This is a genomic window from Pantoea sp. BJ2, from assembly GCF_040255075.1.
GTDB classification, from domain to species: domain Bacteria; phylum Pseudomonadota; class Gammaproteobacteria; order Enterobacterales; family Enterobacteriaceae; genus Pantoea; species Pantoea leporis.
In genome coordinates, this window is sequence record NZ_CP158292.1 from 4,121,483 (window position 1) to 4,137,816 (window position 16,334).

Annotated in this window: 16 protein-coding genes; 13 read left to right on the top strand and 3 right to left on the bottom strand. The window is 48.5% G+C overall.

Annotated features, from left to right (window positions below; translation table 11 throughout):
• Nucleotides 1-14: 14 nt before the first annotated feature.
• Entirely contained in the window at nt 15-731 is a 717-nt protein-coding gene (rph, locus tag AAF463_RS19165; RefSeq protein WP_101760691.1) for a ribonuclease PH, read from the bottom strand.
• A gap of 144 nt (nt 732-875) precedes the next feature.
• Here rph and AAF463_RS19170 point away from each other — a divergent pair, with 144 nt between their 5' ends.
• Nucleotides 876-2,060 (top strand): nucleoside transporter C-terminal domain-containing protein, encoded by a 1,185-nt coding sequence (locus AAF463_RS19170; protein WP_336769315.1) that lies wholly within the window; start codon nt 876-878, stop codon nt 2,058-2,060.
• A 31-nt stretch (nt 2,061-2,091) separates the two neighbouring features.
• Here the strand turns inward: AAF463_RS19170 and AAF463_RS19175 are convergent, their stop codons facing one another.
• Entirely contained in the window at nt 2,092-2,535 is a 444-nt protein-coding gene (locus AAF463_RS19175) for a DUF3574 domain-containing protein (protein WP_350261294.1), read from the bottom strand.
• 156 nt (nt 2,536-2,691) lie between these two features.
• Between AAF463_RS19175 and AAF463_RS19180 the strand changes: the two genes are divergently transcribed.
• On the top strand, nt 2,692-3,555 hold the full coding sequence (locus tag AAF463_RS19180; RefSeq protein WP_061720336.1) for a YicC/YloC family endoribonuclease: 864 nt from the start codon (nt 2,692-2,694) through the stop codon (nt 3,553-3,555).
• Nucleotides 3,556-3,615: 60 nt separating this feature from the next.
• Here AAF463_RS19180 and AAF463_RS19185 read toward each other — a convergent pair whose 3' ends face one another.
• Nucleotides 3,616-4,545 carry a haloacid dehalogenase-like hydrolase gene (locus AAF463_RS19185; RefSeq protein ID WP_336769297.1) on the bottom strand — a complete coding sequence of 310 codons (930 nt, stop codon included), beginning with the start codon at nt 4,543-4,545 and terminating at the stop codon, nt 3,616-3,618.
• A gap of 479 nt (nt 4,546-5,024) precedes the next feature.
• On the opposite strand from AAF463_RS19185, the gene AAF463_RS19190 reads away from it, so the two are divergent.
• From AAF463_RS19190 to AAF463_RS19240, 11 genes are all read left to right on the top strand, one after another.
• Nucleotides 5,025-5,552 (top strand): fimbrial protein, encoded by a 528-nt coding sequence (locus AAF463_RS19190; protein ID WP_101760694.1) that lies wholly within the window; start codon nt 5,025-5,027, stop codon nt 5,550-5,552.
• Nucleotides 5,553-5,624: 72 nt separating this feature from the next.
• The gene (locus AAF463_RS19195) at nt 5,625-8,153 is read left to right on the top strand and encodes a fimbria/pilus outer membrane usher protein (protein WP_350261295.1); all 2,529 of its coding nucleotides are present in this window, start codon (nt 5,625-5,627) and stop codon (nt 8,151-8,153) included.
• A 72-nt stretch (nt 8,154-8,225) separates the two neighbouring features.
• On the top strand, nt 8,226-8,975 hold the full coding sequence (locus AAF463_RS19200) for a fimbria/pilus periplasmic chaperone (RefSeq protein ID WP_271461475.1): 750 nt from the start codon (nt 8,226-8,228) through the stop codon (nt 8,973-8,975).
• 11 nt (nt 8,976-8,986) lie between these two features.
• A complete protein-coding gene (locus AAF463_RS19205; RefSeq protein WP_350261296.1) occupies nt 8,987-9,490 on the top strand; it encodes a fimbrial protein in 504 nt (167 codons plus the stop codon).
• Between the two features lie 11 nt (nt 9,491-9,501).
• Complete coding sequence (locus AAF463_RS19210) at nt 9,502-9,993, top strand: fimbrial protein (RefSeq protein WP_350261297.1); 492 nt, start codon at nt 9,502-9,504, stop codon at nt 9,991-9,993.
• Nucleotides 9,994-10,461, top strand: coding sequence for a fimbrial protein (locus AAF463_RS19215; RefSeq protein ID WP_350261298.1), 468 nt, complete (start codon nt 9,994-9,996; stop codon nt 10,459-10,461). It abuts the gene before it with no gap.
• Nucleotides 10,462-10,466: 5 nt separating this feature from the next.
• Nucleotides 10,467-10,985, top strand: coding sequence for a fimbrial protein (locus AAF463_RS19220; protein WP_350261299.1), 519 nt, complete (start codon nt 10,467-10,469; stop codon nt 10,983-10,985).
• Complete coding sequence (locus tag AAF463_RS19225) at nt 10,985-11,782, top strand: hypothetical protein (protein ID WP_217550403.1); 798 nt, start codon at nt 10,985-10,987, stop codon at nt 11,780-11,782. The genes AAF463_RS19220 and AAF463_RS19225 overlap by 1 nt, the downstream gene beginning before the upstream one ends.
• 13 nt (nt 11,783-11,795) lie before the next feature.
• A complete protein-coding gene (locus AAF463_RS19230; RefSeq protein WP_350261300.1) occupies nt 11,796-13,508 on the top strand; it encodes a Wzy polymerase domain-containing protein in 1,713 nt (570 codons plus the stop codon).
• A 297-nt stretch (nt 13,509-13,805) separates the two neighbouring features.
• On the top strand, nt 13,806-14,729 hold the full coding sequence (gene lpxP, locus AAF463_RS19235) for a kdo(2)-lipid IV(A) palmitoleoyltransferase (RefSeq protein WP_101760701.1): 924 nt from the start codon (nt 13,806-13,808) through the stop codon (nt 14,727-14,729).
• Nucleotides 14,730-14,867: 138 nt separating this feature from the next.
• Nucleotides 14,868-16,307, top strand: coding sequence for an efflux transporter outer membrane subunit (locus AAF463_RS19240; protein WP_350261301.1), 1,440 nt, complete (start codon nt 14,868-14,870; stop codon nt 16,305-16,307).
• The last annotated feature ends 27 nt before the right edge of the window (nt 16,308-16,334 follow it).

Below are 16,334 nucleotides of genomic sequence, written 5' to 3' on the forward strand. Positions count from 1 at the left end.
GGTCGCCTGTTACATCAATTAGTTAGCGCCGCTTTCTGCGCCTGAATCAACTGCTCAATGCCGCCTCGCGCCAGCGCCAGCAGCTGCAGTAACTCGTCATGGCTGAAGGGTTCGCCTTCTGCGGTGCCCTGTACTTCAATCATGCGACCGTCTTCGGTCATCACCACGTTCATGTCAGTTTCTGCGGCGGAATCTTCCACATACTCCAGATCGCACAGCGCTTCACCGCCGACGATACCCACAGAAATCGCCGCCACCATGCCTTTCAGCGGGCTGGCTTTCAGCTTGCCAGCCGCAACCAGCGCATTCAGTGCATCGGCCAGCGCCACGCAGGCGCCGGTAATAGATGCAGTACGCGTACCGCCATCGGCCTGAATCACGTCGCAATCCAGCGTGATGGTGAATTCGCCTAGCGCTTGCAAATCCACTGCTGCACGCAGTGAACGGGCGATCAGACGTTGAATCTCCAGCGTACGTCCGCCCTGTTTGCCTTTGGCGGCTTCACGCGCCATGCGGCTGTGGGTCGAACGCGGCAGCATGCCGTATTCCGCGGTGATCCAGCCTTGACCTTTGCCTTTGAGGAAACGCGGCACGCTCTCTTCGACGGTTGCGGTGCACAGCACTTTGGTTTCGCCGAATTCAACGAGCACAGAGCCTTCTGCATGTTTGGTGTAGTGACGAGTGAGTGTGACGGGACGTGTTTCAGATGCACTACGGCCTGCTGGACGCATGGTTTCTCTCCGGCTTGCTTAGGTTTGGCTGCGCATTATACGGACTTCAGCTGCGGCTGTCCCGCCCGCGATCGCCACAATCCTGGATGAAATTCTCTGGTGGCTGTGGCTAAATGCGCGTTTCCTCCCTTAAAAAGATAAATGATGATCGCGATACTCCATTTCCTGCTGGCGCTGGTGGTGATTTTTGCCCTTGCGCTGTTGGTCAGCCACGACCGCAAACGCATTCGTCCTCGCTTTATTATTCAGCTGCTGATTGTCGAAGCCGCGCTGGGCTGGTTCTTCCTGCACTCGGCGGGCGGCCAATCGGTAGTCACTGCGGTGGGCGGCTTCTTTGAAACCTTATTAACCTACGCCGCGCAAGGGACCAACTTTGTCTTCGGCAATATGGCAGATCAGGGATTAGCCTTTATTTTCCTCGGCGTGCTCTGCCCGATTGTGTTTATTTCCGCACTGATCGGCATTTTGCAGCACTGGCGCATTCTGCCGCTGCTGATTCGCGCCGTTGGCACTCTGTTATCGAAAGTGAATGGCATGGGCAAGCTGGAGTCGTTTAACGCCGTCAGCACCTTGATTCTCGGCCAGTCGGAAAACTTCATTGCCTATAAAGGCATTCTCGCTGATATTTCCGCGCCACGCATGTACACCATGGCGGCGACGGCGATGTCGACGGTTTCGCTGTCGATTGTTGGCGCGTATATGTCAATGATTGATGCCAAATATGTGGTTGCGGCGCTGCTGCTTAATATGTTCAGCACCTTTATTATCCTGTCGATCATCAATCCAACCCGCCCGGAAAACGAAGAGCAGATTGCGCTGGATAAGCTGCATGAAGATCAGAGCTTCTTTGAGATGCTGGGCGAATACATTCTCGCCGGCTTTAAAGTGGCGATGATCATCATGGCGATGCTGATTGGCTTTATTGCGCTGATTGCAGCAATCAATGCGCTGTTTTCTGCGGTATTTGGCTACAGCTTCCAGCAGCTGCTTGGCTACGTTTTCTATCCGTTTGCGTGGCTGGTTGGCATTCCCTCCGCCGATGCTTTGCAGGCGGCGAGTATTATGGCCACCAAACTGGTAGCGAATGAATTTGTTGCGATGATCGAGCTGAAGAAAGTGGCGGCTGAAATGACGCCACGCGGACTGGGGATTCTGTCAGTGTTCCTGGTTTCGTTCGCTAACTTCGCCTCAATCGGCATCGTTGCCGGTGCGATTAAAGGCCTGAACGAGAAACAGGGCAATGTGGTTTCCCGTTTTGGCTGGAAGCTGGTGTATGGCTCCACGCTGGTGAGCTTGCTCTCGGCCGCGTTCGCCGGGCTGTTTATCTGATAACGCATGGCGGCTGCATGGCCGCCATTTTTTAAAACGCCACGCACACCAGTGAATCAACCCGCATCACCGATTCCTGCTCGAAACGCTTTTTATAAACGTCACGAAGCTTATTGATGCTGTCAGAACTCGCCACATCCGGAGTGTGAATCAGCATCAACGCTTTGCTGTTTTCCCGCGCCAGCTTACCGTTCTCGCCCAGCCACTGACCTTTGGCGTCATATACCGATAAACCGTCTTTGAAACGCGGCGTCACATCGTTATCGACAAACTGCTGCCATTCGCTGCTGCTGACGATGCCACCTTTCGGTTTATTCATGCCAAACCACAACGTAGTTTGCATCATCACATCACCAGAACCGCATACCGCAACCGGCGCGGTGTTGGGCGGGATCTGATGCATTTTCGTCGACGGAGCCTGACAGCCAGCGAGCAGTAAGGTTAATAAAGCAGGAAGAGCCAGAGAGCGGAACATCACTTCATCCTTTTAAGCGAACCAGCGCTAAGCATAAGTGTCTGTCGGTAAAAGAGGTAATTTTTTGTTATTCACGCTTAAGTGCGCTTATGCCTGTTAGCGTCGAGGCTGCCTCGCTATACTTCACCCAACATTTCTGAAAAAGAGAAGACGATTATGATCCGCAGTATGACCGCTTACGCCCGCCGCGAAGCCAAAGGCCACTGGGGCAGCGCCGCCTGGGAAATCCGTTCGGTTAACCAGCGCTATCTGGAAACCTATATCCGTCTGCCAGAGCAATTTCGTGGCCTGGAGCCGGTCATCCGCGAGCGCATCCGTAATCGCCTGACGCGCGGTAAAATCGAATGTAACCTGCGTTATGATGCCGATGCCAGCGCGCAAGGCGAACTGCAGCTGAATGAATCACTGGCCAAACAGCTGGTGCAGGCCGCCAACTGGGTGAAGATGCAGAGTGATGAAGGCGCGATTAATCCGCTGGATATTCTGCGCTGGCCGGGCGTGATGTCTGCGCAAGAGCAGGATCTCGATGCCATCAACGCCGAACTGCTGGTGGCGCTGGATGGCGCGTTAGACGACTTTATCGAAGCGCGTGAAAGCGAAGGCACCGCGCTGAAAGCGATGATTGAACAGCGTCTGGAAGGCGTATCGCACGAAGTCAGCAAAGTGCGCGCGCAGATGCCAGAAGTGATTAAATGGCAGCGCGAGCGTCTGGTCACCAAGCTGGAAGAAGCCGAAGTGCAGCTGGAAAATAATCGCCTGGAGCAAGAGCTGGTGATGATGGCGCAGCGCACCGATGTGTCGGAAGAGCTGGATCGCCTGGATGCGCACGTTAAAGAAACCTACAACATCCTGAAAAAGAAAGAAGCCGTTGGCCGCCGCCTCGACTTTATGATGCAAGAGTTCAACCGCGAGTCGAACACGCTGGCTTCGAAATCAATTAATGCCGAGATCACGACATCAGCGATTGAGCTGAAAGTGTTGATTGAACAGATGCGTGAACAGATTCAGAATATTGAGTGATCACGCCCTCCATTAATAACGTCAAGTCCGTCATCCTACGGGCTTGACGGTTAATGTGGGTTAACGATTTATTGAGCGTGCCATGCGCGTGTAAGTATGTCGGATACCGCGAATGGCAATGCTGTAAGCCATGATATTTTCAGGCAATGCCATCCCGATGTAACCGGTGTCACCAATATGATGAAGATCTGCGCCCGCCATCTTACTCATTAACGCGATTTGACGAATGGTATTCACATCTGCCCCCTCTTGCGATGTCCCGATCGCTGTCATCGCCAAAGCGCCATGCGAATGAATACATTCAATGAGTGAGGCAACTTTCTGCTGACTCATACCCGGTAGTGTGCCGGGTGCAGGCACCAACACCACATCAACCCCTTGCTGCACGAACTCAGCAATATCTTGCTCGGTGAGGATGTCGCTGCCACTCTCCTGAACAATGCCAGCACCATGCATCTTACCGGTGATAATGAGTGCGCTGTTACCAACCGCCTCGCGGATCATTTTCGCCGCTTTAGCCAGCGCACGATTGCTTACACCGTTATTAGGATTGCCCGTGAGAACCAAAATTTTGGCTCCCATTTGCACCAAACGGCAGGCGTTCTCCGCTGTTGCTGCGCGCCCTGGCACCATTTGTAATTCATCAAGATGCGTGGCATTAAAATCAGGATCTACCGCTTCAAGATTGACCCCAATAATACGCCCGGTCAGCCGGCATAATTCATGTAAAGTTTGTTCCGGCGCAATGTTTGCGGGCATGCCATGAATAACAGGGTTTTCACTGTCGAACATGTTGATCAATACAATATCAGCCCCCTGAGAGGCCGCCAATTCGGCGTTAGTAATATTATGCAGCAAGGGTGAAGTCATGCCGATAGTTTCGCTGACTACCACCCGTCCTTCGCTGGCACGCACAGCATATATCAACGCATCTTTATCCATCGGCAGCAGCTCGGAAGCTGAGCAATCCAGCAAACGTTTATGTGTCATAGAATTTATTCTCTTTGGTAAGCATCAGGTTAAGATCGGGAAATTATGCATAAAATAACAGTTAGGGATCCAAAAGATATCCGCCCTGATCAACTCTTTGTAAATATCCCCTGTACCAGGTAGCGAAAGCTATACATGAAAAAAATGTTCATCATCAGGCAACGCCTTATTTCATTTTAAATAAGACATTTTCATTTCCGTGTATAAGAAATGTCTCTAATTTTGAAATTTCCTCCTTAATATCTCTAGCACAAAACTTATTAATGCCCTAAGGATGAAAAGAAAAAGACCCTGTTTTTCTGAATATTACTCGTGATCGTAATATTTTACTTTTCCTATTAATTTTTTCGAGAAACCTGTCGCCCTTCAATTCGTGCACATGCAATGGATCGTTTAAGGAAAGCGAATTTTATGTTCATCACTGTCGCGGTTCTTTTCCTTTGCGCCTTCAAACACCCATATAGGAACAGGTAAATATTATGAGATTTAACAAGATGTCAGTCGCACTCGGCTTGGGATTGATGATGACCGCCAGCCTGGCTAACGCTGTCAATAGCCAGGGTGCAGGTACTGTCACCATTAAGGGCTCAATTATTGATGCACCTTGTTCAATCAACCCAGGCTCGCAGGATCAAACCATTGATCTGGGTCAGGTATCGAAAAAGCAGTTGGCAGCGGGTGGTAAATCAACACCGGTACCCTTCAACATCAAACTGGAGAATTGCGATTTCACCGCAGGTAAAGATGTGAGTGTGACCTTTACCGGCCAGGCCTCTGCTGCCGTACCGACTCTAATTGGCATGACCGGTACCGCTAGCGGTGCCAGCATTGGCCTGACAGATGGCTCAGGCCAGCTAATTAAATTGGGTCAGCCATCAACCATGACTCTGCAGAATGGTAGCAACACTTTGTCGTTCTCTGCATATCTGCAGGGTGATGGTGCCTCTGCAACCATCACACCGGGGGTATTTCAAAGCACCGTCGACTTTAGCCTGGATTATCAGTAATCGTTTTCCACGCTAATTAGAGACATGCGTAATCTGCGCATCTCTTGTTTATTTCAACAGGGTGTTAGTAGTATGTCAGTCCATACCAGGAACTCATTTCCTTTTCAAAATAACTGGCGCTTACGTCCGTTAGTAATTGCTTTATCATTGGCTTTTTTTAGCAGTGCTATTAGCAGTGCATTAGCAGAGGAAGTTGAGTTTAATCTGGACAACATGGATATTTCCGACCGGGAAAACATTGATATGAGTCAATTTTCCCGGGCAGGATATATGATGCCTGGTCAATATGACATGGCAATCAAAATTAATGACAATGAATCACCCACCGAGGAGGTTACTTTTTTACCGTCTGAACATGATGAAAACGAAACTGTCGCCTGCTTAACACCAAAAATGATGGCAGGCTTCGGTTTAAAGAAGTCATGGTTAGATAAAGTTACCTACTGGAATAATGAAAAATGTGCCCGGCTTGATATCATGCCGGGTATCATTTTGCGTCCTGATCTCGCGTCATCAACGCTCTACATGAGTGTTCCTCAGGCATATATTGAATATCAAACGGCTAACTGGGATCCCCCTTCACGCTGGGACGAAGGGATTGCTGGATTTATTGCGGATTATAACACCAATTTTAATTACTCCTCCCCGGCACAAGGCAGTGAATCAAGCGAATTAAGCGGTAATGGCGTGGTAGGTGTCAACGCCGGTCCCTGGCGTATGCGTGCGTTCTGGAATGGTACTCATTACACTGCCAATAACACTAAAACCTCTACTTTTAACTGGAATCAATATCAGGCATTTAGGGCAATCAAACCTTGGGGCGCAAAATTAATTATTGGTCAAAATGACCTCGCCAGTGATGTGTTTGAAAATGCACGCTATGTTGGCGCCAGCCTTATTAGTGATGATAGCCAGTTACCCCCCAATTTGCGTGGATACGCACCGGAGGTCCGTGGCGTGGCGAAGACCAATGCAAAAGTCACCATTAGTCACGCTGGACGTGTGTTATATGAAAGCCAGGTGGCTCCCGGTCCTTTTATTATTCAGGACTTGAGCGACTCTATTACTGGCACGCTGGATGTCAAAGTTGAAGAGCAAGATGGCAGCATTCAGACCTTTCAGGTCGAAACCGCATCTGTTCCCTATCTTAGTCGCCCTGGACAGGTTCGCTTTAAGGCGGCGGTAGGGCAAACGACAGACGATAGATTTCATCTGCAGAATGAAAGGTTAATGGCAGGGGAATTCTCATGGGGTATTAGTAACGGTTGGTCGCTGCTCGGGGGTGGATTATCCTCTGGAAAATATCATGCCGCGTCGTTGGGTGCAGGGCGTGACCTCTTATCGTTTGGGGCCCTGGCACTCACCGCAACCCAATCTTATGCAAAGCTGCCTAATAACCAAACGCGCTCTGGCGGCTCCTATAGCCTGAGTTATTCTAAACGCTTCGAAAACTATGACACGCAGGTTACCTTCGCAGGTTATCGCTTTACGGAGAAGAGCTATCTTAGTCTAAATCAATATCTTGAGGCGAGCCGTAAGCATTTGGTTATTCGTAATAATGCAGCGAATAAGCAGACCTATACCGTTTCACTTAATAAACAATTCCGTACACTCGGCGTCAGCGCATTTTTAAATTATAACTATCAGACTTACTGGAATCGTCAGGCGACCAGCCGCTGGAATATGTCGTTTGCGCGTTATTTCGATGTGGGAAATTTTAAAAACGTCAGTTTCAATCTCTCCGCCTATCGCGCACAAAATTCAGGTATACAAGATGATGGAGTGTTTTTAAGCCTGAACGTGCCTTTCGGGACCTCATCGGGCTTGAATATCAATGCACAAAATTCAGATGCCGGCCAAATCAATAGCCTGAGTTGGTATAACCGCATGGATGAACGCAACAGTTATCGCTTAGGCGCCAATGTCGATCGCCAACAACGAAGCGCTTATAGTGGCTACTACACCCATACCGGCGATAACACGCTAACGAACTATAGTGCCAGTTATAAACCCGGTCAGTATCGCTCCGCAGCCCTGTCCATGCAGGGAGGATTAACGGCCACAGCACATGGAGCAGCATTACATCGCACCATAATACCTGGAGGCACGCGTCTGATGCTGGATACTGAAGGTATTAGCGATGTGCCCATTAAGTCTTCCGGTGCGGCCACTCATAGCAACAAATTCGGAAAAGCGGTACTAGCGGATGTCAGTAGCTATATACGTAATCAGGCACATCTGGATATCAACCAACTCAACGATGACATTGAAGCGGAGTCGCCCGTTTTGCAATTAACCTTAACCGAAGGCGCCATTGGCTATCGTCGCTTTCGATTAATTAAAGGTCAAAAGCTAATGGCGGTTATTCGCCTAAGTGATGGCAGTTATCCGCCGTTTGGCGCGAGCGTATTAAGTAAAGGGCGTGAGACCGGCATTGTTGATGAGATGGGCAGCGTCTGGCTTAGTGGTGTAAACCCTGAAATGCTGATGGATGTCCGCTGGAACGGCAATATTCAATGCCAAATTACCTTCCCAAAAGTATTACCCATTGATGAGAGTGGAGAAACAAACCTGCTGCTTCCGTGTACAGAAAAAGAATAATTTTTGCGCATTAAAGTTTGTTGAGTATCTGTCGCTCTATTACCCCAGACATATAGAGTGAGTATTAATTTTATGAACCTGAAGGCTTCTCTCGCTACCGTGGCGATGCTGTTTGGCGCTATGATTTTTTCACAAAGCACGCTGGCTGCTGTTGCATTGGATCGCACCCGCGTCATTTATGACGGCGCTGAACGCTCAATCAGTTTGAATATCAGCAATGAAAATAAAGCGCGTCCGTATCTGGCGCAAAGCTGGCTGGAAGATGAGCAAGGAAAAAAAATAAAGTCGCCGCTTATGGCGCTCCCTCCAGTTCAGCGTATTGAGCCGGGTCATAAAAGCGCGATTAAAATCCAATCTTTACCTGCCGCAAAATCATTGCCTCAGGATCGTGAATCTTTGTTTTACTTTAATTTGCGCGAGATTCCGCCACGCAGTGAAAAACAAAACGTATTACAAATTGCGTTACAGACCCGCATCAAACTCTTTTATCGCCCAGAAAAATTAATGATCGATCCACGGGCTTCGATCAAACCCGTACAAAATCAACTCACGTTGAAAAAAAACGGTGATCAATACACGGTGATAAATCCTACCGGATATTATGTCACGCTGATTACTGCAGCCAGTCATGTTGATGGTAAAGAAGAAAGTGATTTTAAACCGATCATGATTCCGCCACAGGGCAGTGCCGCTATTAACGTAAAAGCCAGTAAGTTAGGTTCGCATCCGGTATTAAGCTATATCGACGATTTCGGCGGTCGGCCAAAATTGACATTCAGTTGCAAAGCCAATGTGTGCCGTGTCACCGATAGCCGCGAATAAGCATGAACAGCATGAAGTGGCTGGTCATCGTTTACGCACTGCTGCACTGCAAAATGCTCTTCTCAGCGCCGATCGCGCCGCATGAAGAAATTATCCCCGGCACGAATAGATATCCAATTAGTGTGTCGGGGATTATCGTCAGCTCCCAATGTACTTTGAATGGTGATCGAGAAAGTCGTGTTAACTTCGGCGATATCATCATTCAACTAATTGATGGTATCCGGTTCAGTAAATCGGTGCCATTCACCGTCACGTGTCCGGGAGCTTTCAACGGGGAGCAGGAAGTTTTTATCTCAGCTACAGCGGCGGTGTTTGATAAAAATGTCATTTCTACCACCAACAGCAATGTGGGCATCAAATTAATATTAAACGGTAAAGACATCGAAATAAATAAAGCACACAACATTGATTGGCGAATATCAAACACATTGATTGCCGTGCCGGTTAAAAACAAGGCCAAAGTCACAGCGGGTAATTTTACTGCAACCGCCACCATGGTATTGAATGTTCGTTGAGGAGACACGGAATGCAGATTATAAAAATAATGCTCTGTCCACTGATCATTGCATTTGCGTTGCATAGCACGTTGTCTAATGCCAATGCAGGCGTCAACTTTTCAGGAAAGCTGATTAACGTCCCGTGTAAAATTGACAATAATAAAGATATCGATGTCAACTTTGGTGACAATGTGGATATTAATGAAATAGATGGCCTAAAATACACTGAATTGCTGACGCTGTCGATTAAGTGCGATGAAAACTATTCCGAAAATCTTTACTTCCGTGTATCGGGTAGCGCAGCAACATTTGATAAAGCAGCAATACGCACTAACATCACCAACATTGGGATAAAATTCATCAATGGTAAAGATGGCACACCACTCGAAATAAACAAAAAATACAATTACGTGCAGACAGGGGATTTTTCTCTAAAGGTGGTTCCTGTTAAAAAATCTGGTTCAATACCCTTGCCAGGTAAGTTAACAATAAGTGCTCAACTGATTGTCGAGCCTCAGTGAATGAAAACTGCAATACTCATACTGTCACTCTTTATTTATTGTTGTAATTCACACGCTGTGAAAATAAATTTTTCAGCCACACTGATCAGTATTAATTGCGTAATAAACAATGACAAACCGGCAGACGTTGATTTTGGTGATGCAGTAGGAGTAAATCATGTTGATGGTGTGAGATATCAACAGCGTGTTCCCATCAGTATCGTATGTCGGACCCCGCCGGGAAAACAGCTGGAACTGGCATTTTTGGGCATAACCAGCAATTTTGATGCCAGCGCATTATTCACAGGGGTTGATGATTTAGGTATCAGGATAATGCAGAATAATCAACCCATTATAATCAATCAGCGCTTTACGCTTGATGATGTTACGCAGCCAATATTTTATGCCGTTCCGATAAAGCGAGCTGGCAGCGCTTTGAAAAGCGGACGTTTTAAAGCGCTAGCAACGCTTGTTATTAAATACGAGTAATGATTATGCGCATCCCTGTAATGTTAATAATAACTCTGCTATCAACATGTTCTATAAACGCCTTTGCAGCTGCTGACTTTTCTTTTACAGGCGGATTAGTGCAGGAACCCTGCATTCTCGACCCCAACAGCAGTGATATTGTTATTGATTTTGGCAGCGTCATTAATAAATTTCTTTATCGCTATCAACGTACCGCAGGTATTTCCATAACGCTTAATTTACAGGGTTGCGATACCTCAACAACCAATAAACTCTCAATCACCTTTAAGGCAACAGAAGATGCGCGGCAAGCGGGCATGATGGCACTTGATCCATCCAGTACCGCAAAAGGCATCGCCATTGGCGTTGAAGAAAAAGGTATTTTTATTCCGATAAACAAAAGCGTCGAGAGGATTTTCCATTCTGGTGACAACAAAATGGTCTTTGAATTATTCCTGTCTGCTAATCGTGAAAGCATTAAAAATAACGAATTACATTCCGGGACAATCAATGCCAGCGCAACCATAGAACTGGAGTATCACTAATGAGCATTTTTAAACTCATCATTTATTTTATTTGCATAATTATAACTGCATCAGCACAAGCCACAATCATCAGCCATAATACTTTTCTTTCCTGGATTGGAAAATATACTACCTTTCGTATATATGTTGATCACTGGGATGAAGATAGCCCTTTGAAAAATCCGTGTTATAAGCAGCCGGGCTGTAAGATCGCGTCTTTTCCGGAAAATGATAGGGTTCCCGCTGACATTCATGCGCCAAATGTCTTATCTGCAGAAAACTATGCAACTATTGGTGAACTGGGAAAAGCGTATAAAGCTAAATACCCTTTATCGATAGAACATACCTTTCAAATAGACGGCAGGTCAGCTGAATACAATTGTTTCCGATTGGCAGCATTTCAAAATGATTGGCATGATGCAACCTTCCTGCCTGATAATATCTGCATCCGGGATCATAAATATCCCGTCAGCTGTTCACTTTTGGGTGATACTAATCTCTATCACGGTTATGTTTCTGATAAAAGCATAAACGGTAATACTGCTCAAACGCAGTTAACGCTCTCCTGTAGTTCAGCGGCAACGGCGAAAGTTTATGCGGTAGGGTTTAACAACAATATTGTCTCACTCCGTTCGGATAACAGTTTGCAGACTGAATTAAAAGTCAACGATCAAGATGCTTCTGAAGGCATTGAGCTTAAAGTAAATTCAGCCAACTTGCTGGCAACATTTACGCTTAGCTCAACGCTGCGTACTCATGGAGCGGTCACACCTGGCGCATTTAATGGCGCCGGCACGCTCATCATTACCGCTTATTAATTAGAAGAAAACCATGTTTTTTAGCCCTACTTTTCGCAAGCCCCCATTTACTACATTATTTGTTTCACTGGTCGTGGCGAGCGACTTAATATTGATGCTGCAAGTTTACGTTGCCAATATGGGCGGTTCAGGTTTTCGTTTGCCGCAAAATCTTATTACGCTCAATTTTATGGGCATCTGTATTTTTATCGTGGCAATAAAATGCCTCTTTTCTCCCCCCTCAACGGGCGGGGTGCGAGTGGCAAAGGTGACACCGATATGGCTGCTAGCGTTTCTGCTCCTTAGCCAGCCCATACTCTGTACGTTTTACGGCAATCATGATGTGACCTTACTCCCCCAGCTAACTGCCTATGCTCTGGCAGTGCTGTTTTACCTGGCCATGCTACAAATCCCCCTTTCGCCAAACGTTAAAAGGCTCTGGCTGGTATGCATTATTACTGCGGCCGTGGCGCAAGCGATGCTGGCGCTATGCCAACTCTTCATGACGGGGGCAAATAACTGGATGGAATTTCCGGCAGATGGCACCCGCGTCTATGGCATTTTCCAGCAGGTAAATTTACTGGGTAGTTTTCTGGCTACTGGCTGGACGTTAGCGCTGTATTTTAGCTTTAAGGTGCGTCATGGCGGGCTTCGTTTACTATTGGCAGCCATCATGGCTGTATTGCTGGTGATTTTAATGATCATCCAGTCTCGCGTTGCCTGGCTTGGTGCGTCGGCCAGTAGCGCTTTACTTATCTGGACATTCCGCCGGCATCGCCATTGGCGGCAACACCTCTTGATTGGCTTACCGATTGCATTAGCAATTGTGATAGCTTGCCAGACCCTGCTCGCGTATGCCCCCATGGCGGGATTACACAAAGTGGATAAAACCCATTCAACGGCAGGTCGTGTGCAGATGATCACGCACAGCCTGCATATGATCGCCGAACGTCCTTTACGTGGTTGGGGTGCCGGTCATTTTGAGCACGATTATCTGCTGCACGTACGTGAGGAAACGGCGCATCCGTTGAATTCTCGTCCCCCAACGCACCCGCATAATGAAATCCTGTTTCAGTGGGTGGAAAATGGCGTTATTGCGCTGGCGGGAGTGGCACTAATAATTTGGGCATGGTTCAAGCCCGTCGTAACCGGCAGCCCTCATGCAAGGCGACGCGCCTTTACGTTTTGGACGATGACCTTACCTATCGTGACCCATCTGCTTTTTGAGTATCCACTCTACCAGTCCGCGCCGCATGGTCTGGTATTACTACTGCTGATCCGTCTGATGCAATCTGAGTCAGATCTGCAAAGCCTGACTCTGCGCCCGTTGGCGCATTACGCTGCGGCTGGGTTTGTCACCCTTTTTGCTCTCACATTGATGGTTTTTGCGGCAACAGGTTTGCACACCAATGCCATCCTGACGCAAATTGAGCGCAACAGGTTTGCTGATTTTTCCCATGCTCAGCAACTTATCAATCCTTACGTCCAATGGGAGCGCTATCAGTTTGATGCAAACCTTCATCGTCTAATGACGTTCAACAGCACAAACGATGTCGGGCAATTAATCCAATTCAAAGTGTGGGCCAGGGAATACCTGACAAAGCACCATGATGCCAACGTAACCTACTCACTGCTTAAAATTGCCATGTTGCAGGGAGACATGGAATGGCAACAGAGACTGCATCAGCGCGGTCATCAGCTTTTTCCTGAAGACAAACGCTTTAATCTTCCTGAGCAAAGTAAATAAAGCGTAAAGATTAGTGTGTCCTTATTAACAGACAGTTCTTAATCCACTACGTGTTGGGCATTTTGACTTCTTCAAGATGAGTTTACCCTGCTGTTTTTAAAGAGAATGAATAAAAGGTGATAGAATGAGGCCGTTCTAACCATGAATGTGCTCAATCCTGAGGATTGCAGAGATTGGGTAACATTGACGGCACTTTTTGCTAAAGTGCTGGTCGTAATCAATACAGTTGTACCGCTCCAGGAACTCAGGGACCCTTTTTCTTCGTGCGATACATTTTTTCCCCGACATGAAGGCGTTATGACGAAATCCAGGCAGTTCCGTTCCAAACTTCTGCATCCCCGTTATTGGTTTACCTGGTTTGGGCTAGGTGTGCTGTGGCTGCTGGTGCAACTTCCTTACCCCATTCTGATCCGGCTTGGTGCTGGCGCTGGCAAATTGTCGCGTCACTTCCTGAAGCGCCGCGAACGCATCACCCGTCGCAATATCGAGCTGTGCTTCCCCAATATTAAGGAAGAGAAAATCGAGGCGATGATCGCCGGCAACTTCGAATCGCTAGGAATGGCGCTGGCAGAAACCGGCATTGCCTGGTTCTGGTCTGATGCACGCGTGCGTCGTTACTTCGAAGTGCATGGTCTGGAAAACCTGCAGCACGCACAAAGCCACCAGCGTGGTGTGATGGTCATCGGTGTGCACTTTATGTCGCTGGAGCTGGGCGGCCGCATTACCGGTTTATGCCAGCCAATGATGGCGATGTATCGTCCGCACAATAATCAGGCGATGGAGTGGGCACAAACCAAGGGTCGCATGCGTTCGAATAAAGCGATGATCGATCGTCGCGATTTGCGCGGCATGGTGCAGGCGCTAAAAAAAGGCGAAGCGGTTTGGTTCGCACCGGATCAGGATTACGGCCCAAAAGGCAGCGTGTTTGCTCCGCTGTTTGCGGTGAAACAAGCGGCAACCACCAACGGCACCTATGTTTTGTCTCGTCTGGCAAAACCGGCAATGCTGACCATCGTATTGATTCGTAACCAGGATAAGAGCGGTTATCAGCTGATTATTCAGCCTGAACTGGAAAATTATCCGTATGAAGATGAAGCCGCTGCCGCTGCTTACATGAATCGCGTGATTGAGAATGAAATTCTGCGCGCGCCCGACCAATATCTGTGGCTGCATCGTCGCTTTAAAACTCGTCCGCCGGGTGAAGCGTCTCTCTATATCTAATCTCTTGATGCAGCAGGTTTTCACCTGCTGCTCATTTTCTCTGCTCACATTTGACAACCATTCTTAACGAAAAACAGGTTTGTCAAAATCTGCCCCGCCTCTTGTAATGGTCGCCTTCTCCCCTCTTTGACCAGAACCATGACACAGCACTTTCACTGCAAATTTCTCGCGCTGGCCGTTGCCACTGCGCTGCTGGCCAGTTGTGCCAATCCACAAGGCTTACACCCCAAAAACACGCTGCTTGATGCTAACGCTCTGCAAGCTAGTCAATCCCTGAAAAACGCGCATTTCAGCGCCGCGAATTGGCCAAAAAGCGCATGGTGGCAAGGTTTTAACGATGCTCAACTCAATCGAATGATTGATGATGCGATGGCATCCAGCCCGGATTTGCAGGTAGTCAACGCGCAAGCGGATAAAGCCAATGCACAAGTGATTGCCGCCGATGCCGAACGCTATCCGGTTGTCGATCTCAACGCGGGCATTACGCGCTCGCGTGTGGCAAAAGTGGATGATCCGCTGCTGGAGGGGAAAAGCTATAGCACGCTGCGCACCGCTAACGTTGGCTTGAGCTACACCTTCGATTTATGGGGCGGCAAAAAAGATGCCGCTGAAGCCGCATTGGGGCAAGCACGTGCCAGCGAGTTGGATCGTCAGGCCAGTCAGTTAACGCTGGCCGCGAACGTGACGCGAGCGTGGAACAACCTTAATCTCGCCTGGAATAATGCCGAACTGGCGCAGCAGAATGCCGGGCGTGCGGCGGGTATCGCCAAAATTCAGCAGCAATATGTCAGCGCTGGCCTCACTTCCGATTACCAATATAAGCAGGCGCTGTCGCAGCAGAAAACCGCGCGAGCCGAATTGACGCAAGCTCAACAGCAAGTCACCGATGCCGGTATTCAGCTTTCGACGCTGATAGGTAAAGGCCCAGATTACTGGCACCAGCTAAAACCGGCGCAGATGAATGTGCCGGTCGCCGCCATGCTGCCAAACGCCATTCCGGCCGAACTGCTGGGTCGTCGTCCGGATGTGGTGGCCGCGCGCTGGCGCGTTGAAGCGGCATCAAAACAGATCGCCGCCAGCAAAACCGAGTTCTATCCCAACATCAATTTGGTGGCCGAAGCCGGCACCAAATCACTGCTCGGCGATGCCTTCTTTGGTGCGCCAAGCCGCTTCTTTAATGTGGGACCGAGTTTGTCATTGCCGATCTTTGACGCGGGCAAACGTCGCGCCGATTTAGCAGAGAGCGACGCCGATTACGATCTGGCGGTAGCGCAGTACAACAAATTGCTGATTAGTTCACTGGGCAATATCAGCGACACCATTACTCAGTTGCAGTCGATTCAGGATCAGCTGGCGCAACAGGAAAGCGCCAACCAGCTGATTCACAGCGCGTGGGATGATTTGCATCGTGAATACGCAGCGGGCCTGCGTCCTTATCTTGATGTGCTGACAATCCAAAATCAGCTGATCGAATCCGACCAGAAACTGGTGGCGCTGAAGGCGCAGCAGATTAACCTTGCAGTGGTTTTGATAGAAGATTTGGGCGGCGAATTCCAGAGCTCCAACTTTAAAGTTTAAAAAGTCACCATCAATAGCGGCCCTGAG